The organism is Microbacterium sp. STF-2 (genome assembly GCF_034650155.1).
GTDB classification, from domain to species: Bacteria; Actinomycetota; Actinomycetes; order Actinomycetales; family Microbacteriaceae; genus Microbacterium; species Microbacterium maritypicum_A.
Map to the genome: position 1 here is coordinate 1,836,238 of NZ_JARKMW010000001.1, position 20,625 is coordinate 1,856,862.

Consider the following 20,625-nt stretch of genomic DNA (forward strand, 5'->3'; position numbering starts at 1 on the left):
ACGGGGCTGCCCGATGGGTCCGCGGTTCCTGATTGCCGAGCCGCCACGCGGAACCGTCCTCGTCTGCCGTGCGAAAAGGGGGAACGGCAATCGTATCGAGGGAAGCTCCCGGGGATTCCCCCGTGGAAGCGCTGCCCCCGGCAGCCTCCTCCTCCACGCACCGCCCGGCACCGCCCTCGCGGGGCGCGAGACCTCGCCCCGCGCCCCGCGAGGGCGGACTATCCTGCGGCGCTCGTCACGGCGAACCACCCGTCAGGGTGAACGGGACGGTCGTGGCATTGCCCGCCACGTCGTACACGATCAGAGTGTTCGCCCCGGCGACGGCTCCGAACGCTCCCGGCTTCACGAAGTTGAGGTCTGACCAGACGTTGTCCGTCAGGTCTTTCCCCACCCCGTTCAGGACCAGCCGATCCACCCTGCCCGCGTCGTTGAGCTTGTACGACACCAGGCCGTACGAGCCGTCCGCACCGACGGTGAACGCTCCACCGTCTTTGACGGTGACCGCGGGACCGGTGACGTCGAGGGTGAATCGCACGGTGGTGGCGTTGCCGGCCACGTCGTACACGACCAGGGTGTTCTCCCCCTCGACCGCCCCGAACGCGCCGGGGACGACACCGTTGAGGTCCGACCAGACCGCGTCCGTGAGGTCCTTCGGCACCCCGTTCAGCGTCAGCCGATCGATCATCCCGACATCCTGGAGCTGGAACGATGCCCTGCTGTAGGCGCCGTCCCGTCCGACCGTGAACTCCGCACCGCTCTTGACCGTCACCGCGGGCGCCGTGGTGTCCACGGCCGCCGCGGTGATCGAGAGGTCGCGCAGGCGCCCGAAGTTGTCGAAGGAGCCGAAGCCCACCCGGCCCTCGGGGAACGTCGTGTCGTTCGCGGTCATCAACGGGGTGTCGAGGCCGTCCACGTAGACGGCGATGTCGCCGCTGTCGGCACAGCGGACCACACGCACGTCGTGCCACTCCTCGTCCGTGACCGCCGGTGGAGCACCGACCGCGCCGTCCCACTGATCGTCGATCCGCTCCCGATCCGCCTTGTTCACCTTGAAGATGCCGTTGTGCGGGTAGATCGAGTTGTCCTGCGAGAGGTGTGCGTAGTAGTACTCCGTGTCCGACTTCCAGCCGAACACGATGATCACGTCGCGGTTGTTCACGGAGGCCTTCTCGTCGAGGCGCACCTCGCCGGTGAGATCGAACGAGCCGAGCTCCGGCCCCTCGGTGAGCACGGCGTACTCGAACGGCCGGCGGATCCCGTCGTTCGGGTTGGTCCCCGCCTCGGTGAGCACGATCTGGTCACCGGGGAAGTCCCACTTGGCCGGTGTCCGCGGCGCCCAGTCGCCCTCCTCCATCACGTCGGTGATGACCTCGCCGTTCGGTGTGCAGGTCGGCGGCGTCGGCGGTTCGACCGGCGGCACGGCGTACAGCGCATACTGCGCCGCGACCTGCTCGGCCGTCGGCACCGTGTCGAGCAGCATGATGTCGTCCATCCGCCCGTTGAACGGATTGGCCTCCTTCGTGTTCTGCGGGAAGCTGCCGCCGATCTTGATGCCGGCCGGTGCGGTGTCGGACGTGGCTCCTCCACCCCACGGGTTCGCCGCGGTGTACTTCCCCGCGAGCTCCTCGCCGTTCATGAACAGCTTCATCTCGCCCGCCGCGAAGTCGAAGGTCGCCGCGAGGTGAACCCACTGCCCCTTCTTGAGGATCTCGTTCCACGGCAGGTCGGCCGCGAACGTCCACGAACCTGCGCCGTCGACTCGACGCCCGAGCGCCACGAGCTTGAGCTCGCCGTCGACCGTGATGACCTCGAGCAGCGCCCGCACCGCGTGACCGTCGGAGGTACCGGTGAGCACGCCCGCGAGACCGATCGCGTTGTACACGTCGTCGGGGTTCGCCGTGCCCGAGTTCGGGGCCGGGTGATCGCCGGTCGGCTTGAACCACCCCATGACGGCGGCCTTGTCGGTGTCGGCGAACGCGCCGAGCGAATCGACGCCGTCCGCGTCGTAGATGCCCGCCTTCCAGTCGTCGTTCGACGCGGTCCGCGGACTCATCTGCTGTGTCTGCAGGGCCTCTCCCGCACCGGGATAGGCGCGGTCCGCGACCCGCATCTCGACCCCGCCGTTGATCAGCGAGATATCGGTGCCGGAGCGCCCCTGATCGACCTCGATCGTCGGCGTCGCCGCGTCCGGGTGGTCGAAGTCATGGTGCGTGACCACGTTCGGGGCGAGCGCCGGAAGGACGAACGGGTTGGTCGGCCCATCGACCGTCCGCGCCCCTGTGACCTTCCAGATCTTGCCGTTCGCCTTGGAGACGAGGTAGAGCTCGCCGTCGGCGTCGGAGCCGAACCGCAGGTCGACGCGTGTGTCGCCGACCAGCTTCTGGAACGTGGTCTCCTCACCGTCGGCGAAGACCCGCAGTTCCTCGATCGTGGCGAGGTCGTCGATGTCGCCGTCGTTGCGCACCATCTCCTCGGCATCCGTGGACAGCACCCAACCGCGCACCAGATCGGTGAAGAGGTAGCGCCCCTGGAGTTCGGGGATCTCACCGCGATAGACGAATCCGCCGTTCACGGCCACTCCCGCATCACCGGTCTGGCCGGGGTCGCGGTTGTGATCGTAGGCGGCCACCGGGTAGGTGAAGCCGTTCTCGGCATCGTCCGTCGGCAGCGGGAAGATCTGCCGGTTCTCGGCGAGGAAGGAACCCTCCCGCACCGACCAGCCGAAGTTGTCTCCTGGTTCGACGGCGTAGATCGACTCGACCTGCCACTCGCCGATGTGCGCGAGATACATGGTGTGGTCGCCCTCGGTGTCCCAGCTGATGCGGTGCGGGTCGCGCATGCCCACCGCGTAGATCTCCGGCAGGGCATCCGCCTCGTCCACGAACGGGTTGTCGGACGGGACGCCGTACTCGCCGTTCTCGCTGTCGTCGCCCGTGGGGTTCACGCGCAGGATCTTGCCCTGCGGTGTGGCCAGATCCTGCGGGTTGCCGTTGCCGACACCGTTGCCGCCGTCTCCGACCAGGATGTAGAGGTTGCCGTAATCGGCATCGCCCTCCGACACCGTCGGGTTGAACGCGATCTGCTGCACGGTGTGCACCCGACCCGCGAACGGGATGCGCATGACTTCGCGGTGCGTTCCGGCGAAGATCTCCGCCGACGGGTCGTCGGCCTTCCACTCGGTGATCACGCTGTGGAACGCGGTGGTGCCGAAGGCCGGGAAGTCCGGGGTGTCTTCGGTCAGCGCCGTGCCGCCCTCGGTGTGGACGGTGTAGAACAGCCCGTTCTCGGCGAAGTCGGGGTGGAACTCCGCGGAGCCGAGGCCCGTCCCGAGCCCTGCACTGTTGTGGAAGTTGTCGATGAACTCGTTCCGGACGTTGAGGTATGGGACGTATTCGCCCGATTCCCTGTCGACCAGGTAGAGGATGTCGTTGTTGTCGGGCACCATCAGCCGGCCGGAGTCGTCCGGCACCTCGTCGAGGTGCGTGATGCGGTTGTGGCGCACGAGGCGCGGGTCCTGCGTGGCCGGCGTCGTCTGCGACGCGGGCAGCTGCGCGAGCTCGGTCACCTCGATGCCGAGGTCGGCCATTCCCGGGTCGGGCAGCGGGTTCAGCAGTGGCTCGTTCGCCGTGCCGCCCGGTGCGCAGTCGCCCGGGTTGCCCGTCGCGATCGCGAGGTTCTCGCCCGTGTTGTCGACGGCCACGTCGTCGAGCAGGAGGCGACCCGTGCTCGTGGCGCCGTTCTTCCAGAAGAATCGGTCGAGCGCGCCGTTCACCGCCTGGCGGAAACCGAACTGCTGCTCGGCGCCCTCGGGGAGGCGGGTCTGCTGCTCGTATGCGCCGCCCTGGCTGTACACGGTGACCTTGTCGGCCGCGTTGTCGGCGACGATCCACACGCACTGCCAGGCGTCCTTCGACCACACGCCCGCCGGCGCGAACGACCCGCCGTCGCGCACGCGCAGCACGTCGTCGTTCTGGTTGTTCACGTAGGCGCGGCTGTGCGCGTAGTCGTTCGGCGCATCCACATCGGTCACCCCGAAGGAGGTGTCGACGCTGCCGGTGCGCAGGAAGCGGAAGAACAGCGTGCCGGTGGTGCCCTCGGCGATGGCCGGGATCGCGCGATACGACTGCTGACCGCCGCCGACGGACTCGACGACCTGGTTGTTCCCGTTGAGCGGATCGGCGATCACACGGGGAGCCGCGGACGACGTCCATCCGTCCTGCCCGTTCAGTGCGACGCGCTCGTAGGCCTCGAAGTCGACGAGTTCGGTGAACGGCTCCGCCGCGGCAGCAGGGCTCGTGGTCAGCAGTGCTCCGACCACGGCGGCCGCGGCGACGACCGCACCCGTTCGTCGTATGCCGAAGGATCGAGGAGGAGGTGCGACCGATCGGGAACTCGAGCTCGCGGTTCGCATGATTCGTTCGTGCATCAGAAACCTCTCAACGTCGTCGTCGTGTGGTGTCGTGCCGATGGTCGTGCCCCTCTCCGGGCCGGCACTGCAGCGGAGAAGGCTCGAGCGGTACTGCAGTTCGGGGCATCAGCGCCTTCGGAAGCGCTTTCGCCGGATGGACGGGAAAGGCGGAAGGAGGCCGTCGCTGCCTCCTCCCGCCCGGTTTCATCCCGCGTCGGGGACGGCGGGCTTGCCGCCGAGATACAGCGCGGCGAGGGTCGGATCGGCCAGGAGCTCGGATGCCGGACCCGAGATGTGCACCCGGCCGAGGTCGAGGACGCACCCGATGTCGGCGGTCTCGAGCGCGCGCCGGGCGTTCTGCTCGACGAGCAGCACGGCGGTGCCCGCATCGCGCATGCGCACGATCTGCTCGAACACCTTCTCGGTGGTCTTGGGGTCGAGACCCATCGACGGCTCGTCGAGGAGCACGACCTTGGGGCTGACCATGAGCGACCGTGCGAACTCGACCTGCTTCTGCTGGCCGCCCGAGAGCAGGCCGGCGAGCTGCTTCCACCGCTCCCCCACGATGGGGAAGAGGTTCTGCACGAACTCGACGCGCTCCTGGATGACCTTCTGATCCTTGAGCGTGAAGGCGCCGAGCATCACGTTCTCACCGACCGTCATCTCGCGGAACACGCTGTGTCCCTGCAGCACGTGCGCGAGCCCGTGACGCAGCATCGACTGCGGCCCCTCCCCCGTGATGTCTCGGCCGTCGACCTCGATCGTCCCCGACCGGGGCTTGAGCATGCCGCTGGCCACCTTGAGCACGGTCGACTTGCCGGCCCCGTTGGGGCCCACGAGGCAGACCACCGACCCGGGCGGCACTTCGACGGTGAGACCGCGCAGCACGAGCGCCGCACGGCCGTAGCCCGCCTCGATGTCGCGCAGCTCGAGCAGATTCTTCGCTTCAGACTCCAAGGTAGGCCTCCAGGACTCGGGGGTCTTGCTGGATGATCGCCGGGGTCCCCTCGGCGATCTGACGCCCGCGGTCGAACACCACGACGTGGTCGCACAGGCTCATGACCATCTCCATGTTGTGCTCGACGATGATGAACGTCTTGCCCTCGTCGTTGAGCTCGCGCACCAGGGTGGCGATGCGTCCGATGAGCGCGGGGTTCACGCCTCCCGCCGGCTCGTCGAGCATGATCGTGTCGGGTTCGGCCATGAGCACCCCCGCGAGCTCCAGCAGCTTCTGCTGGCCGTAGCTGAGGTTGCGCGCCTCGGCGTGCTCGAGGTGGTCGATGCCGACGCGTCGCAGCCATCCCCGCGCCCGTTCCACCTCGTCCGGGTCGGCTGCCGATCGGAGCTGATGCCAGACGCTCGGACTGCGTACCGCGACGAGCAGGTTCTCCATCACCGTCATGCGCGGGAACACCCGGCACAACTGGAAGCTGCGTCCGATCCCGGCGCGGGCGATGCGGTCAGGCGACTTGCGGGTGATCGCCTGCCCCCGGTAGCGCACCTCTCCCGAGTCCGGCTTGATCATGCCGGTCACGCAGTTGAAGAAGGTGGTCTTGCCCGAGCCGTTCGGCCCGATCAGGCCGTTGACCTTGCCCTCCTGGAACGTGACCGTGGCACCGTCGACCGCTGTGACGCCGCCGAAGGACTTGGTCATCGAGACGGTGTTCAGGCTCTCGAGCGTCGTGGACTGTGCGGTGGGGGCGTTCATGACGAGGTCTCCTTCGTCGGGACATCCGCTGTTCGGGTCTTGTTCTGTTCGAGCAGTTCGCCGACCGTCACCTCACGGATCGACGCCGCGTGGGACTTCCGGGTGAAGAGCCCCTTCACGGCCGGGATGATGCCGTCGGGCATGAAGAGCACGACGATGCCGAGCAGGATGCCGGTGGCGATGAGGTGGAACTGGGTGTCGCCGAACTCGAGCTTGAAGTACTCGAGCGCGATGCCGACGACGACGGCCCCGAGCAGCGGGCCGAAGAGATTCCGCACCCCGCCGAGCAACGCCATCAGCACCATGTACGAGCCGATCAGGATCGAGAACTGGAAGATCGGGTCGAGATCGCCGAACCACAGCGCGTAGAGTCCGCCGCCGAGCGCGACGAACAGCGCCGAGAGCACGTAGGCGATGAGCTTGTACCGCGTGGTCGGCACCCCGAGCGCCTGGGCCTTGTCCTCGTCCTCGCGGATCGACTTGAGCGCCGTTCCGAACTTGGACCGGTCGATGATCCACCACACCACGAGAGCTGCGGCCAGCAGCCCGGCGAACAGATAGTAGAAGATGCGGTGGTGCTCCGGCCGCAGCACGTCGAACGGACGTGGCACGTTCAGTCCCTCGGATCCGCCGGTCACGTCACGCCAGCTCTGGAACACCAGCAGCATGATCAGCACGAAGGCGATGGAGACGATCACGAACGAGGCGCCACGCACCCGGAGGGCGGCGATGCCGATCGGGATCGCGATGATCACGACGAGCACGGCGGCGAGGATCCAGGCCACGAACCCGGGAAGGTCGAGGAACTTGATCAGCAGTCCGGTGCCGTAGGCGCCGAGCCCGAAGTACGCGGCATGCCCGAGGGAGATGTAGCCCGTGAATCCGCCCATGAAGTTCCACCCCGTCGACAGCACGGCGTAGTTGAGGATCACGACGCCCGCCGAGAGGATGTACGGGTTCGGGGCGATGGTCGGGAAGGAGAGCACGAGCGCGGCCCCGACGATCAGGAGGACGATGCCCACCCACTTCGTGGAAGGGCGACGCACAGGGGCGGGTGGAGCGATCACGACCGTCTCGGTGGCGATCGGCTCTCTGCTAGAAACGCTGGGCAAGACGACCTCCGAAGAAACCTTGCGGACGGAACATGAGCGTGGCGAAGAGCGCGACGTAGAACACCGTCTGCGCCCACGTCGGCCCCAGCGGAAGCTGGAGCAGGCTCTGCGCGACTCCGAGGATGAGAGCCGCGATGGCGGCACCGGGGATGCTGCCGAGTCCGCCCACGACGATGATCGCCATGAGCGGTCCGATCCAGTGCCAGTGCAGGGAGGGGTAGATCGTGGCGTCGAGCGAGAGCGCGGTGCCGCCGATCGCCGCGGTGGCGAGCCCGAGTCCGAATCCGTACCCGGCGACTCGATCGGTGTTGATGCCGACGAGCCGCGCAGCCTCGGGATGCTGGATCGTCGCCCGCAGCGCCTGACCGAACTTCGTGTATTTGAGCAGCACGAACAGGAGCGCGAGGGCCACGGCCGCGAGGCCGAACGCGATGAGCTTGACCACCGGCACCTGTGCGCCGAAGAAGTCGAGGCTCGCGCTGGCGTACGGCAGCGGGATGCGGCGCTGGGTCCCCGTGAAGAAGAACCCGAGAGCTCCCTCGATGATCAGCGCGACGGCGAAGGTGAGCAGCACCGACATCATGGTCAGGGTCAACGGCTTGAGTCGCGAGACGAGCAGCCGCTGCATCACGACACCGGTCACGAAGAACAGGGGCACGGTGACGATGAGCGAGACGAGCGGATCGATGCCCGTCTCCCGGTTGAACCACCACGCGAGGTAGGCGGCCAGGATGAGGAAGGCCGAGTGCGCGATCATGACGACGCGCATGATCCCGAAGTACAGCGTGAGCCCGGCCGCCAGGAGGGCGTAGAGCCCTCCCAGCAGGACGCCGAGGATCAGGCTTTGCAGCAGCAGTGCTCCACTCACGGGTGGATCACCACGTCGGCTTCGGGAAGAGGAAGTCGGCTTCCTTGACGTCCTCGGGGAGGACGATCAGGATCTCGCCGTCGATCCACTGCTGGATGAGGTGGGCGCCGGTGGGCTTGCCGGTCTCATCCCAGCTGAGCGGACCGACGACGGTCTCGACCTCGTTGTCGCGCAGCCAGTCGATGAGCTCCTGCTGGCACTCGCCCTGCTCGGCACAGCCGACGGCTTCCACCGCAGCGGCGACGACCTGACCGGTCGTGTAGGCGTTGGCCTCGTCCTCCGACGGCGGGTTGCCGTGCATCTCGGTGTACTTCTCGACGAACTCGATGTTGCTGGGGAACTGCGACTTCGGCGAGTACCCGGTGGGGGCGAGGATGCCCTCGGTCGCACCGCCGATGGCGGCGGCGAACTCGGGGTTGGTCGGAGCGGTGGAGAATGCGGCGAGCTCCGGCTGATAGTTGAGCTGCTGCAGCGCGATGATCAGGTTGACGGCGTCCTGATACTGCGTACCGCCGATCACGATGTCGGCGTTCGACTGCGCGATCTTCGCCGCGATGGTGGAGAAGTCGGTGGTGTTCGGCGGGTACACCTCGTTCACGAGGATCTCGACGCCGGCATCCTCGAGCTTGTCCCTGAGGCCGTAGGCCGTGCCCTGCGCGAACGGGTCGTCCATCGAGGCGACGGCTGCCGTCTCCGGGCGTTCGCCCTCCGGGAGCGCGAGCAGGTAGTCGGCGAGGTTGTTGTAGTGGTCGTTCGCGATGGCGGGAGCGGCGTAGAAGAGGTTGTCGAAGCCCTGATCGAAGACTTCCTCCGCGGCACCGGCCGGCTCGACGAAGAGCATCCCGTACTCCTGCGCGACGCGGGCGGAGGGAACGACGAGACGTGTGGAGAACGGGCCGAAGACGAGGTCGACCCCGTCCTGCGCGATCAGCGATTCGTAGTCGGAGACGACCCGGTCGGCGTTGGACTGGTCGTCGAGGATCTTCAGTTCGACCTGTCGGCCCAGGAGGCCGCCGTTCTCATTGACGATGTCGCGCCAGGCTTCGTAACCACGCTCGACGCCTTTCCCCGGCTCCGAGAAGTCTCCCGTGAGCGGCAGCGAGATGCCGATGACGATCGGATCGTCGGAGCCACCCCCCTCGGTTTGATCGCCGGTCGCCGAGCAGGCCGAAACCGTGAGCGCGGCGATCGACAGCGTTCCGATCGCTGCAGCGATCCGTCGACCGTATCTGGGTGCAGTCATCCGAGTCTCCTACGTCATCGTAGCGAAAGCGCTTTCGTAAGCGCTTCCGCCACTATAGTGGGACCGAAGAACGAAGAGCAACCTTCCGCGCAATCAGCGTTGATCTTGCTCCATGGGGGAGGTTTCGTGAAGCGTGAAGGGGCGCCACGACTCATCGATGTGGCCGAAGCCGCCGGGGTCTCGCTCGCGAGCGCGTCACGAGCCATGACCGGCGGCTCCGGAATCTCTCCGGAGGTGGCCGCGCATGTACGCGGGATCGCGACGCAGCTGGGATACGAGCCCAACATGCACGCACGGGGCCTCGCCGGGGGGCTCGTACCGACGATCGGCCTCGTGGTGCACGAGATCGGCGACCCCTACTTCTCCGACATCGCGAGCGGTGTGATCCGCAGCGCGGCCCTCGAGAACCGTTCGGTGCAGATCGCCCAGGCCGACCGCACGCCCGACAGCGAGCTCGCGCAGGTGAAGTCGCTGCTGCGCCAACGCGTGGGGTCGATCATCATCGCCGGATCGGGATACGCCGATCCGGATCGCGAGCAGGGGATGTCCGAGGCGCTGCTGGACTTCACCCTGGCCGGCGGCCGTGCCGCGGTCATCGGCCGCCACCATCTGCCGGTCGATGCCGTACTGCCCGACAACCAGCGCGCCGGAGTCTCCGTCGGACGACACCTCGCGGAACGGGGACACCGCCGGATCGGCGTCGTCGCCGGTCCACTCGACCTCAACACGGTCGCCGACCGTATCGCGGGCCTGCGTGAGGGCACGGACGGCACCGGCGTCGAGCTGACGGTGGTGTCCAAGGCATTCACCCGCGAGGGCGGCATCGAAGGCGCCCGCGAGCTCCTCGACCGCGACGTCACCGCCATCGTCGGGCTCAACGACGCGATGGCGATCGGCATCCTCAGCGAGCTGCGGCAGCACGGCATCCGGGTACCCGACGAGATGTCGGTCGTGGGCTTCGACGACATCGCCGTCGCCGCGGACGTGGCCCCCGCCCTCACCACCGCGCGGATCCCGATGTTCGAGATGGGCCAGCACGCCGTCTCCCTCATCCTCCGCCCCGCGAGCGACGAGGCGCGGACGATCGAGACCGCGCACGAGCTCATCATCCGTCAGTCGTCGGGCCCGCCCCGCGGCTGAGCGGGTGCGCTCGCGCGCCGGACAGCTCGTCACCGCACGGAGCCCGCCACCCTCAGAGTGACGGGCCCACGCGACCGGCTCGGGCCGACCGGCCCAGATTCGTCAGGAGTTGCCGGCCGTCGACTCCAGCTTCGCCATCACCTGGTTGATCGTGAACGACGCCGATTCCTGCCGTGCCGGGAACTCGACGAGCGTCTGCAGCATCCGCGCGACGTACGCCTGTGCCGGGACGAACAGGAAGACGTGGTCGAGCACCCAATCCCAATAGGTGTTCGATGTGATGTCGGCGCGCTCGTATGGATCGGTGCGGAGGTTGAACAGCTTCGGGAAGCGCAGCTCGATGTAGGGCTCCTGCCACACCTGCAGCGTCCCCACGGCACGCTGCTCGAGGAACACGAGCTTCCAGTTCTCGAAGCGCAGCGCCGTGAGGTCGCCGTCGTCCGAGACGTAGAAGAAGTGTCGACGTGGGCTGTGCTCGACGGCACCCGTGATGTAGTCCAGCTGGTTGTTCCCGTCCAGGTGCACCGTGAAGTCCGTGCCGTGCAGCTCGGTTCCCGCCTTCAGCCGCTCGGCGATATCGGTGTCTCCGACGGCGGCCAACAGCGTGACGAACCAGTCGTTGTGGCTCACGATGCCGTTGAGCGTCGTACCGGCGGGAATGTGTCCGGGCCAGCGGACCATCGCGGGCACGCGGTACGCGCCCTCCCAGTTGGAGTTCTTCTCATTGCGGAACGGGGTCATACCCGCATCCGGCCAGCTGTTCATGTGCGGGCCGTTGTCGGTGGAGTACATGACGATCGTGTTCTCGGCGAGCCCGAGCTCGTCGAGCAGGTCGAGCAGACTCCCCACGACGTCATCATGGTCGAGCATCGTGTCGTGATAGTTGGACTGCCAACGCCCGGCCCGCCCCTTGCTCTCCTCCTTGGTGTGGGTGCGGAAGTGCATGTGCGTCGAGTTGAACCAGACGAAGAAGGGCGTATCATCCTCGGCCTGGGCGCGGATGAAGTCGGCGGCCGCATCGCGGAACTCCTCGTCGACGGTCTCCATGCGCTTCTTCGTCAACGGACCGGTGTCCTCGATCCGCTGGGTGCCGTCCTCGTTCGCCCACGAGTGGAGCACACCCCGCGGGCGGAACTTCTCACTGAAGCCCGGGAATTCCTCGTCGGTCGGATAGTCGGGGTGCTCCGGCTCCTCCTCGGCATTGAGGTGGTACAGGTTGCCGAAGAACTCGTCGAAGCCGTGCGCGGTCGGCAGATGCTCGTCACGGTCACCGAGGTGGTTCTTGCCGAACTGCCCGGTGGCGTAGCCGTGGTGCTTGAGCGCGTCGGCGATCGTGGGGTCTTCGGGTTGCAGACCCAGCTTCGCCCCCGGCATCCCGACCTTGGTGAGTCCGGTGCGATACGGGTTCTGGCCGGTGATGAAGGCCGCGCGCCCCGCGGTGCAGCTCTGCTCGCCGTAGTAGTCGGTGAATTTCACACCCTCGTCGGCGATACGGTCGATGTTCGGCGTCCGATAGCCCATGAGGCCGTCGGAGTACGTGCTCAGGTTGCTGATGCCGATGTCATCGCCCCAGATGATGAGGATGTTGGGCTTGTCAGCCATGACGACTCCTTGCTTCGACGCGTGAGACGGGGCGATCGCCCTCGCTCGAAGCCAAGCACCTTCTCGCAGCTGCGCGCAGGGCGCCTCACTCGGAGCGGGTGAGACGGAATCCGATGTGCGACATACCGGTGTCCTCGGCCTGCGGCGAGCGCGCAGCCGGGCGGAAGCGCAGGCAGTAGTCCGGTGAGCAGAGGTGCGACCCACCCTTGAGCACGCGGCGCGGGATGTCGGGGAAACCCTCCTGCGCGCTGGCGACGGCGAGCAGGTTGGTGCGCTTGCCGGCGTCGACGGGGGTGTCGGAGAGGCGGATGTGCCGAGGGGTGTAGAAGTCGGTCGTCCACTCCCAGACGTTCGCGATCATGTCGTAGAGGCCGTAGCCGTTCGGGGGGTACGAGCCGACCGGCGCCGTACCTCCCACGCCCTGGTTGTCGTAGGGGAAACGTCCGAGCCACGAGTTCGCCTGGGCGATGCCGCCCGGGTAGGCCTCGTCGCCCCAGGCGAAGGGGGCGCCGTCCACTCCCCCGCGTGCCGCGTACTCGTGCTCGGCTTCGGTGGGCAGCCGCATCCCCACCCAGTCGGCGTAGGCGACCGCGTCTTCGAACGCGACATGCACGACCGGATGCTGCAGGCGATCGTCGATCGTCGAGTCGGGTCCGAACGGACGACGCCAGTACGCGCCGGGCTGCCAGCGCCACCAATTGCGCCAATCGCCCAGGTTCGTCGGCCCGGAGGTCGGTGTGAACACCATCGCGCCCGGCACGAGATCGGCGGGATCGGCGCCGGGGAACGCGGCAGGATCGAGCTCGCGCTCGGCGACGGTGACGTACCCGGTGGCGTCGACGAACTCGGCGTACTGTGCGTTCGTCACCTGGTAGCGGTCGATGAAGAACGAAGCGACCTCACGCCGGTGCGCCGGGCGCTCGTCGGGATAGAAGTCGTCTGACCCCATCAGGAAGGTGCCGCCCGGGATGTGGACCATATCGCGCGCGTTCGTCACGTGCTCAGCGTAGTGTCCGGGCTCTGCGACATCCGGACCGATCTGGAAAGATCATCCGCATGATCACCGTTCATCTGCGCTACGAGATCGACCCCGACAAGCTGGACGACTTCACCGAGTACGGGCGCACCTGGATCCGGCTCGTGGAGAAGCACGGCGGCACCCACCACGGCTACTTCCTGCCGAGCGAAGGCGACAGCGACGAGGCCTTCGCCCTGTTCACCTTCCCTTCCCTCGCGGAGTACGAGGTCTACCGGACGGCCTCGAAGACCGACCCGGAGTGCGTCGAGGCGTTCGACTTCGCGCGCAGGACGCGGTGCATCCGCCGCTATGAGCGCCGCTTCCTCAGTCCGGTCTTCGAGGGGGTGTAGGCATGAACCCGCCCGCCGTCGACGTCTCGGCGCTCACGGACGTCGCCACGCTGTCGACCCCGCGACTTCGCCTCGAACCCCTGGGCGTCGCCCACCTCGACGGCGTGTGGGAAGGGTTGCTCGACGACGAGAGCATGCGGCTCACGGGCACGCGTCAGTTGTTCACCCGCGAGGCGGTGGTGCGACACCTCGATTCCCTCGCCGACCGCGACGATCGCGCCGACTGGGCGATCATCGAGCTCGGCTCCGAGGAGTACGTCGGCGAGATCGTCCTCAACGAACTGGAGCCGGACGATGCGTCGATGAACTTCCGCATCGCGCTGAATCCCGGCCGGCTCGGGCGCGGCTTCGGCACCGAGGCGACCCGCGCCGTTCTCGATCACGCGTTCGACCGCATCGGGCTTCACCGCGTGAGTCTCGACGTCTTCTCGTTCAACCCCCGCGCGCAGCGCTCCTACGAGAAGGCAGGGTTCCGGTACGAGGGCCGCCAACGCGACACGCTGTTCTGGGACGGCGAGTGGGTCGACTCGATCCTCATGTCGGTCTTGAGCACCGACGAGCGGCCCGCCGCTCCCGAAGCCGCTGACATCGCGGATCGCCCCGAGAGAACCGCGGTTCCGAGGCACCTGAGCGACTTCCCATTGCACGCGTCCGTCGCCGTGTCGGACATCGACCGCGCCGTCACCTTCTATGAGGGCACTCTGCGGCTCCCCCTGGCACGGTCGGGTCCGAGCGCGCGGATCTCGGGTGGCAGTCGCGTCTATCGCTCGGGCGGCGACGAGGCATTGCACGTCTATCAGTCGACGACCGCAGGCACCTCGCAGGCGACCGTCGCGACCTGGCACGTCGACGACCTGGATCAGGTCGTCGACGAGCTCGCGGCGAACGACCTCGATTTCCTGCGCTACGACGGACTCAGCCACGACGCTCGGGGCATCACGGCGAGGGCCGGCGGAGGTCGGATCGTGTGGTTCGCGGACCCCGATGGCAACACGTTCGCCCTGGAGAGCGACCGCTGATCGCCGCTGCTCCGACGCGGGTCCTTCGGAAGGGCCGGCGGGGCCGGGTCGGAGGTGCCGGCGCCGGGCTGCGGTCAAGACGAGGCCCGACCGGCGACCGCGCGCGATCGACGAGCGCGTGCGGACGGAGTGCTCAGCCCGCCGCGATCCACGATCGCGTGAAGCCGAGCACGCCGCTGCCGTCGGTGTCGGCGAGGGAGACGCCGACGAACCGCGTCGCAGCCTCCGAGCTCTGCCAGCGGAAGCGGTATTCGTCGGAGAGGACTGCCGCCGCGATCGCCGCCCCCGCGGATTCGGCGGACTGCGCGTTCGCGAAGGCCCCGGTGCTGCGCGCGATGTACGCATCCAGGAGCGAACCGTAGGGACCACCGCTCTCCGGCCGGATCGCGTTCTCGACGAAGGCGCTGGCGACCGCGGCTGGCTCGATCACGCTGATCCGGACACCGAAGCGCTCGGCGACCACCGCGAGCGACTGCATGAAGCCCTCCACGGCGAACTTCGCCCCGCAGTAGGCGTCGGCGAACGGCTGGCCGACCGCCCCGCCGACACTCGCCACCGTGAGGATGCGGCCGTTGCCACGCTCGCGCATCCCCGGCAGCACGAGCTTGGCGAGGTTGACCGGCGCCAGGTAGTTGATGTCGAGCTGCGCCTGGATCTGCTCCATCGTCAACTGCTCGGCGGTGGCGACGTTCCCCTGTCCGGCGTTGTTCACCAGGACGCGGATGCCGCCGAGCTCCGCCTCGATCTCGGCCACCAGCCGGGCCGCGGCCGCATGATCCACGACATCGAGGGCGCGCACGTCGACCTCGACGCCCGCCTCGGCCGCAGCGTCCCGCAACGCCCCGGCCTTCCCGGTGTCGCGCATGGTCGCGACGACGTGCAGGCCTCGTCGTGCCAGTTCGACGGCGGCGTGGAGTCCCATTCCGGACGAGGTGCCGGTGATCAGTGCGATGTCGTTCATCAGGCGACTCTACGACCCGCCGTCCGGAATCCCCTGACGGTCACGACCCTGGACTGACGCATGCATCCGCTTCCAGCTAACTTGCACGTTGATGTGCACGTAATGTGTAAACTCGTCCTGTGAAACAGAGCTGGCGGGTCTACAAGCGCGACGTCAAGAGACTCTCCCGCGTCCCCAAAGCGTGGATCATCATCATCGGGGTGCTCATCACCCCTGCCCTGTACGCGTGGTTCAACATCAACGCGTTCTGGGACCCCTACGCCCACACCGCGAACATCCGCGTGGCGGTCGTCGACCTCGACGAGGGCGCCACCTCCGACCTCACCGGCCACATCGACATCGGCGAGCAGGTGACGGAGCAGCTCGAGGACGACGACCAGCTCGGCTGGACCTTCATGGGCGAAGACGAGGCCCAGGAGGCCGTGAAGAAGGGCGACGTCTACGCGGCCATCGTCATCCCCACCGCATTCAGCGAAGACCTGCTCAGCATCACCAGCGGCGACTTCACGCAACCGTCGCTGCAGTACTACGTCAACGAGAAGGCCGGGGCGATCGCGCCGAAGATCACCGACGTCGGCGCCTCCGAACTCGACAAGCAGGTCACGAGCGCGTTCAAGGAGCAGGTGGCACTCGCGGCGACGAACGCGCTGAAGGACGTCGGCGACTCCACCGAGCTGCGGCTACTGAACGCCAGGGACAACACCCTCGATGCGTTCGACCAGGCGACGCAGACACTCGCCTCGGCCCGCGAGAACCTCGCCGAGACCCAGGACGGGCTCGCCTCCTCGCGCGGCACGCTCTCGTCCGCACGGAACACGCTCGGCGACGTCGACAAGACGCTCGGCGATGTGCAGAAGTCGCTCGCCCAGACGCAGTCGATCATCGCGGAGACGCAGAAGGAGGTGATCGCGTTCAGCGACAGTGCCACCACCGCGTTCCTGCGGGGCACGACGCTGCTCGCCGACGTCTCATCGAAGGCGAACGTCTCGATCACCCGTCTCACCCAGAGCCTCGAGCAGGCGGGGGTGCGCATCGACGCCGGGATCGACGACGTCTCGAACGTGCTGAAGGCGAACGAGGCGGCGGTCGCCCGGCTGCAGGCGCTCCTGGACGACACCGACCTCAGCGAGGACACGAAGCAGCGCCTGACCGAGGTCATCGCCTCGCTGCAGCAGCGCAACGCCACCGACCAGCAGCTGCTCGCCGACCTCAAGGACCTCAAGACCGCCGCGTCCGACACGGTGCGCTCCGTTCAGGCGACAGCCGACGCGGTCGACCAGGCGATGCAGGACACCCGCGACGCCTCATCGGCGATGCGCGACATCCTCACCCGCACCGTCCCCTCACTGAACAGCGCCATGTCGCAGCTGTCGGCGAGCGTCGGATCGTTCTCAGGGGCGCTGGACGCGCAGAAGGGCGTCCTCGCACAGGCCGATCAACTGCTGGCAGGGTTGGACTCGCAACTCGTCGCCACCTCGTCGGCACTGGAGAGCTTCGACAACGACCTCGCGGGCATCGAGCAGGGTCTGCAGACGTCGCGCACCGACGTCGTCGCGCTCAACGCTGCATCCGAATGGGGCCTGCTCGGTACCCTGACCGATCTGGAACCCGAGCAGATCGCCCAGTTCATCTCCTCTCCGGTCGAGGTCGACGAGCACCTGGTGTTCCCGGTCGACACCTACGGGTCGGCGATGGCCGCGCTCTTCACGAACCTCTCGCTGTGGATCGGCTCCTTCGTGCTGATGGTGATCTTCCGCGTCGAGGTCGACACGGAAGGCGTCGAGGGCGTCACGGTGCGCGAGGCCTACTTCGGCCGCTTCTTCCTCTTCGCGACGCTCGCCGTGGGCCAGGCGCTGATCGTGTGCATCGGAAACCTCATCATCGGCGTGCAGACCGTGAGCGCCGCCGCGTTCGTCGGCACCGGTGTGCTCATCGCCCTCGCGTACGTGAGCATCATCTACGCCCTCTGCGTCGCGTTCGGGCACGTCGGCCGCGGTCTGTGCATCCTGCTGGTGATCATGCAGATCCCCGGTGCGTCCGGCCTGTACCCGATCGAGCTGATGCCCGGATTCTTCCGTGCGATCTATCCCCTCCTCCCCTTCTCCTACGGCATCGACGCCATGCGGGAGACGATCGGGGGCTTCTACGACGGCCACTACTGGCGCTTCCTCGGCGCCCTCGCCGTGTTCGTCGCCCTCGCCTTCCTCCTCGGACTCGTCCTGCGTCGCCGCCTCGCGAACTTCACCCTGCTCTTCAACCGGCAGGTGCTCTCGACCGACCTCCTCATCGGCGAGAAGGTGCAGGTCGTCGGCAGCGGATACCGGCTCACCGACGTCATCCGGGCGCTGTCGAACCGCGCCGAGTACCGCGACGACCTCGCTCGGCGGGCCGAGCCGTTCACACGCCGCTACCCGACGCTGCTGAAGGCGACAGTGCTCACGGGCGTCGCGGGGCTCGTCGTTCTCGGCGTCCTCACCTGGGCGCTCCCCGGATCGAAAGCGCTGCTGCTGGGACTGTGGACCCTCTGGATACTGCTCGTGATCGGGTTCCTCGTGGCCATCGAGTACATCAAGCACAGCTTCGAGCACGGCGCAGAGGTCGCTGCTCTCGACGATGCCGAACTGCGCCAGCTCGCTCTCGCCGGCCCCGCCGGCCCTGCAGCGGTTCTGCCACCCACGGCTGATGAGTCGTTCGCCACCGTCCCGCACGTACCGGTCGCCCCGGTCGCACCCGCTGAGGCGGATGACCGGGACACCTCCGAGGCGCCGCTCGCCGGCGCCTCGGCCGACGCACTGCTCACGGAGTGGTTCGATCCGGAAGCACAGTCGGAGACCACCGGCGACACGGAAGCGGAACCGGAGGCCGACCCCGCGGCTTCCGAGCCGACGGAGGAAGCGACCGCCACCGAGGCGGCAGACGACCCGCTCCCCCCGGAGGAAGAAGCACCCACCGCAGACGACGAGCCCGCCGACGACGAGCCCACAGAAGGGGAGGACCGCGCGTGAAGGACATCCTGCACCTGACGGCCCGCGACATGCGTCACGCGACCCAGAACGTGATGGCGTGCATCGTTCTGTTCGGCCTGGTCGTCATCCCCTCCCTGTTCACCTGGTTCAACGTCATCGCCAGCTGGGACCCGTTCGCGAACACGAAAGACCTGAAGATCGCCGTCGCCAGCACCGACGCCGGGTACGAGAGCGACCTGGTCCCGATCCGGGTGAACGTCGGCGAGCAGGTCCTCTCCCAGCTCCGCGGGAACGACCAGCTCGACTGGGTGATCACCGATGAGCACGACGCGATCGATGGGACCAAGGCGGGCGAGTACTACGCCGCCATCGTGCTGCCCGAGACGTTCAGCGCCGACATGCTGACGTTCTACGCCGACGGCGGCGACCGCACGCACATCGCGCTCTACACGAACGAGAAGAAGAACGCCCTGGCGCCGAAGATCACCGGCCAGGGCGCGGAGGGAGTGTCGTCCGCGATCAGCGACACGTTCGCCGAGACACTCGGCGACGTGGCGCTCGGCCTCGTCTCGTCGATGTCGGACTACCTCACCGATGAAGACACGCAGGCGACGCTCACGCGCATCGAGACTCGACTGGGAAGCGTGGGCGCTCAGCTGCGCTCGGGCGCGCGCACGGCCGACACGTTCACGGCCCTGCTCGAGACGAGCCGACCGCTGCTGGACAGCGCGTCGGCCCTGGTCGACGAGGCCGGCGACGCGTTCTCGGACACCTCGGGCGCTCTCGGCAGCGGAGTGGATGCGGCGAGCACGCTGAAATCGACCCTGCAGACGGCGGCGCAGTCGCTGGCGGACGCCCTCGCGGCCACATCGAACAGCTACGACGCGGTGGGCCAGCGCATCGACGAGCTCTACGCAGGTGCCGCCTCGCTCAGCGGCAGCCAGGTGCAGGCGATCACCACGCTCGCGGAGCGCGTGCAGCAGCAGATCGATCAGTATGCCGCGGTGAAGAACACGCTGGTGACGCAGGTCGGACCGAACCTTCCCGAATCCGCCCAGCCCGACTTCGACGCCGTGATCAGCCGACTCGACGAGGCGATCGCGCGGCAGCAGGCGCTGCAGCAGCGCCTGCAGACTGCGGCGACCGAGATCGCGGCCGGCAACGACTCGGCACAGAGCTCGCACCAGGAGATCACGGCGGCGATCGCCGAGGCCAAGAAGGCGATCGCCGACGCCCGGAGCACCTACGACGACGGGCTGAAGGCGCAGCTGAACGCCCTGTCGTCCACGCTCACGCAGATCGGGTCCGATGTGTCGGCGATCCGCTCCGACCTGTCCGGCATCACCTCCGGGCTGTCCGGAGCATCCGACTCCGTGCTGTCGACGCTGTCGCGAGCGCAGGAGGCCACGACGCAGCTGTCCGCATCGTTGAACGCCCTGGCCGACAGGTTCGACACCGTGCAGCAGTCGATCGCGAAGGCCGCGGACACCGGCGATCTCAGCGCGCTGATCGGCGCCGATCCGGGTGTGCTGGCCACGTCGCTCGCCGAGCCCGTGCGCCTCGATCGCACCGCGGTCTTCCCCGTGGCCGGGTTCGGTGCAGCCATGGCCCCGCTGTACATGATCCTCGCCCTGTGGGTCGGTGCCCTTCTGATGACGGTGACGATCCGCGTCGATGTGAACGCCGAGACGCTCCCCGACCGCCCCGAACTCACGCCGACGCAGAAGTACCTCGGCCGCTACGGCATCTTCGGTCTGGTCGGTCTCGCGCAGAGCACGTTGCTGACGCTCGGCCTGATCCTCTTCGTCCAGATCGAACCCGCGCATCCGCTTCTGCTGATCCTGGCCGGGTGGGCGATCTCGACCGTGTTCACGCTCATCGTGTACACGGCGGTGGTCGCGTTCGGCAACGCGGGCAAGGCGCTCGCCGTGCTGCTGCTCGTGATCCAGATCTCGGGGTCGGGCGGTGCGTACCCCCTGCAGCTGCTTCCGGACTGGTTCCAGAGCGTCAGTCCCTTCCTCCCCGCGACCTATGCCGTGAACATGGTGAGATCGGCGATCGCCGGCGTCTACCAGGCCGACTTCTGGTGGGCGCTCGGCGCACTCGCGCTGTTCATCGTTCCGGCGCTGCTCCTCGGACTCGTGCTGCGGCGGCCGTTGATGACCTACAACCGCAAACTGGTCGAGGCGCTCGCGTCGACCAAGCTGATGTCCTGATCCCCGCGCCCCCG

Annotated in this window: 14 protein-coding genes; 5 read left to right on the forward strand and 9 right to left on the reverse strand. The window is 67.7% G+C overall.

Annotated features, from left to right (window positions below):
* Positions 1-235: 235 nt before the first annotated feature.
* The 6 genes from MicroSTF_RS08865 to MicroSTF_RS08890 all read right to left on the reverse strand — a co-directional run bounded on the left by MicroSTF_RS08865 (position 236) and on the right by MicroSTF_RS08890 (position 9,339).
* Entirely contained in the window at positions 236-4,411 is a 4,176-nt protein-coding gene (locus MicroSTF_RS08865; RefSeq protein ID WP_322955042.1) for a PQQ-dependent sugar dehydrogenase, read from the reverse strand.
* Between the two features lie 201 nt (positions 4,412-4,612).
* Positions 4,613-5,365 carry an ABC transporter ATP-binding protein gene (locus tag MicroSTF_RS08870; protein ID WP_029259912.1) on the reverse strand — a complete coding sequence of 251 codons (753 nt, stop codon included), beginning with the start codon at positions 5,363-5,365 and terminating at the stop codon, positions 4,613-4,615.
* Positions 5,355-6,116 (reverse strand): ABC transporter ATP-binding protein, encoded by a 762-nt coding sequence (locus MicroSTF_RS08875; RefSeq protein WP_029259911.1) that lies wholly within the window; start codon positions 6,114-6,116, stop codon positions 5,355-5,357. Before MicroSTF_RS08875 ends, MicroSTF_RS08870 begins: the two co-directional genes overlap by 11 nt.
* A complete protein-coding gene (locus MicroSTF_RS08880) occupies positions 6,113-7,228 on the reverse strand; it encodes a branched-chain amino acid ABC transporter permease (RefSeq protein WP_322955045.1) in 1,116 nt (371 codons plus the stop codon). Before MicroSTF_RS08880 ends, MicroSTF_RS08875 begins: the two co-directional genes overlap by 4 nt.
* Positions 7,212-8,096 carry a branched-chain amino acid ABC transporter permease gene (locus MicroSTF_RS08885; RefSeq protein WP_292767509.1) on the reverse strand — a complete coding sequence of 295 codons (885 nt, stop codon included), beginning with the start codon at positions 8,094-8,096 and terminating at the stop codon, positions 7,212-7,214. Before MicroSTF_RS08885 ends, MicroSTF_RS08880 begins: the two co-directional genes overlap by 17 nt.
* A gap of 7 nt (positions 8,097-8,103) precedes the next feature.
* On the reverse strand, positions 8,104-9,339 hold the full coding sequence (locus MicroSTF_RS08890; RefSeq protein WP_292767506.1) for an amino acid ABC transporter substrate-binding protein: 1,236 nt from the start codon (positions 9,337-9,339) through the stop codon (positions 8,104-8,106).
* Between the two features lie 126 nt (positions 9,340-9,465).
* Between MicroSTF_RS08890 and MicroSTF_RS08895 the strand changes: the two genes are divergently transcribed.
* Positions 9,466-10,479: a LacI family DNA-binding transcriptional regulator gene (locus MicroSTF_RS08895; RefSeq protein ID WP_029267606.1), complete on the forward strand. Its 1,014-nt coding sequence runs from the start codon at positions 9,466-9,468 to the stop codon at positions 10,477-10,479.
* A 102-nt stretch (positions 10,480-10,581) separates the two neighbouring features.
* Here MicroSTF_RS08895 and MicroSTF_RS08900 read toward each other — a convergent pair whose 3' ends face one another.
* On the reverse strand, positions 10,582-12,081 hold the full coding sequence (locus MicroSTF_RS08900; RefSeq protein ID WP_021201276.1) for an arylsulfatase: 1,500 nt from the start codon (positions 12,079-12,081) through the stop codon (positions 10,582-10,584).
* An 85-nt stretch (positions 12,082-12,166) separates the two neighbouring features.
* Positions 12,167-13,060: a formylglycine-generating enzyme family protein gene (locus MicroSTF_RS08905; RefSeq protein ID WP_021201277.1), complete on the reverse strand. Its 894-nt coding sequence runs from the start codon at positions 13,058-13,060 to the stop codon at positions 12,167-12,169.
* 77 nt (positions 13,061-13,137) lie between these two features.
* Between MicroSTF_RS08905 and MicroSTF_RS08910 the strand changes: the two genes are divergently transcribed.
* Together MicroSTF_RS08910 and MicroSTF_RS08915 are read left to right on the forward strand one after the other, a co-directional pair.
* On the forward strand, positions 13,138-13,449 hold the full coding sequence (locus MicroSTF_RS08910) for an NIPSNAP family protein (RefSeq protein ID WP_021201278.1): 312 nt from the start codon (positions 13,138-13,140) through the stop codon (positions 13,447-13,449).
* Positions 13,450-13,451: 2 nt separating this feature from the next.
* Complete coding sequence (locus tag MicroSTF_RS08915; RefSeq protein ID WP_315071768.1) at positions 13,452-14,468, forward strand: GNAT family N-acetyltransferase; 1,017 nt, start codon at positions 13,452-13,454, stop codon at positions 14,466-14,468.
* 133 nt (positions 14,469-14,601) lie between these two features.
* On the opposite strand, the gene MicroSTF_RS08920 is transcribed toward MicroSTF_RS08915, so the two are convergent.
* A complete protein-coding gene (locus MicroSTF_RS08920) occupies positions 14,602-15,429 on the reverse strand; it encodes an SDR family NAD(P)-dependent oxidoreductase (RefSeq protein WP_322955050.1) in 828 nt (275 codons plus the stop codon).
* A 119-nt stretch (positions 15,430-15,548) separates the two neighbouring features.
* Here MicroSTF_RS08920 and MicroSTF_RS08925 point away from each other — a divergent pair, with 119 nt between their 5' ends.
* Positions 15,549-18,434: a YhgE/Pip family protein gene (locus MicroSTF_RS08925; RefSeq protein WP_322955052.1), complete on the forward strand. Its 2,886-nt coding sequence runs from the start codon at positions 15,549-15,551 to the stop codon at positions 18,432-18,434.
* Complete coding sequence (locus MicroSTF_RS08930) at positions 18,431-20,611, forward strand: YhgE/Pip domain-containing protein (RefSeq protein WP_136024503.1); 2,181 nt, start codon at positions 18,431-18,433, stop codon at positions 20,609-20,611. The genes MicroSTF_RS08925 and MicroSTF_RS08930 overlap by 4 nt, the downstream gene beginning before the upstream one ends.
* Positions 20,612-20,625 lie beyond the last annotated feature (14 nt).

Bases quoted from the DNA above. Each gene is read 5' to 3' on its own strand.
- MicroSTF_RS08865 (WP_322955042.1), bottom strand. From the start codon at position 4,411: ATGCGAACCGCGAGCTCGAGTTCCCGATCGGTCGCACCTCCTCCTCGA.
- MicroSTF_RS08875 (WP_029259911.1), bottom strand. From the start codon at position 6,116: ATGAACGCCCCCACCGCACAGTCCACGACGCTCGAGAGCCTGAACACC.
- MicroSTF_RS08890 (WP_292767506.1), bottom strand. From the start codon at position 9,339: ATGACTGCACCCAGATACGGTCGACGGATCGCTGCAGCGATCGGAACG.
- MicroSTF_RS08900 (WP_021201276.1), bottom strand. From the start codon at position 12,081: ATGGCTGACAAGCCCAACATCCTCATCATCTGGGGCGATGACATCGGC.
- MicroSTF_RS08905 (WP_021201277.1), bottom strand. From the start codon at position 13,060: ATGGTCCACATCCCGGGCGGCACCTTCCTGATGGGGTCAGACGACTTC.
- MicroSTF_RS08910 (WP_021201278.1), top strand. From the start codon at position 13,138: ATGATCACCGTTCATCTGCGCTACGAGATCGACCCCGACAAGCTGGAC.
- MicroSTF_RS08915 (WP_315071768.1), top strand. From the start codon at position 13,452: ATGAACCCGCCCGCCGTCGACGTCTCGGCGCTCACGGACGTCGCCACG.
- MicroSTF_RS08920 (WP_322955050.1), bottom strand. From the start codon at position 15,429: ATGAACGACATCGCACTGATCACCGGCACCTCGTCCGGAATGGGACTC.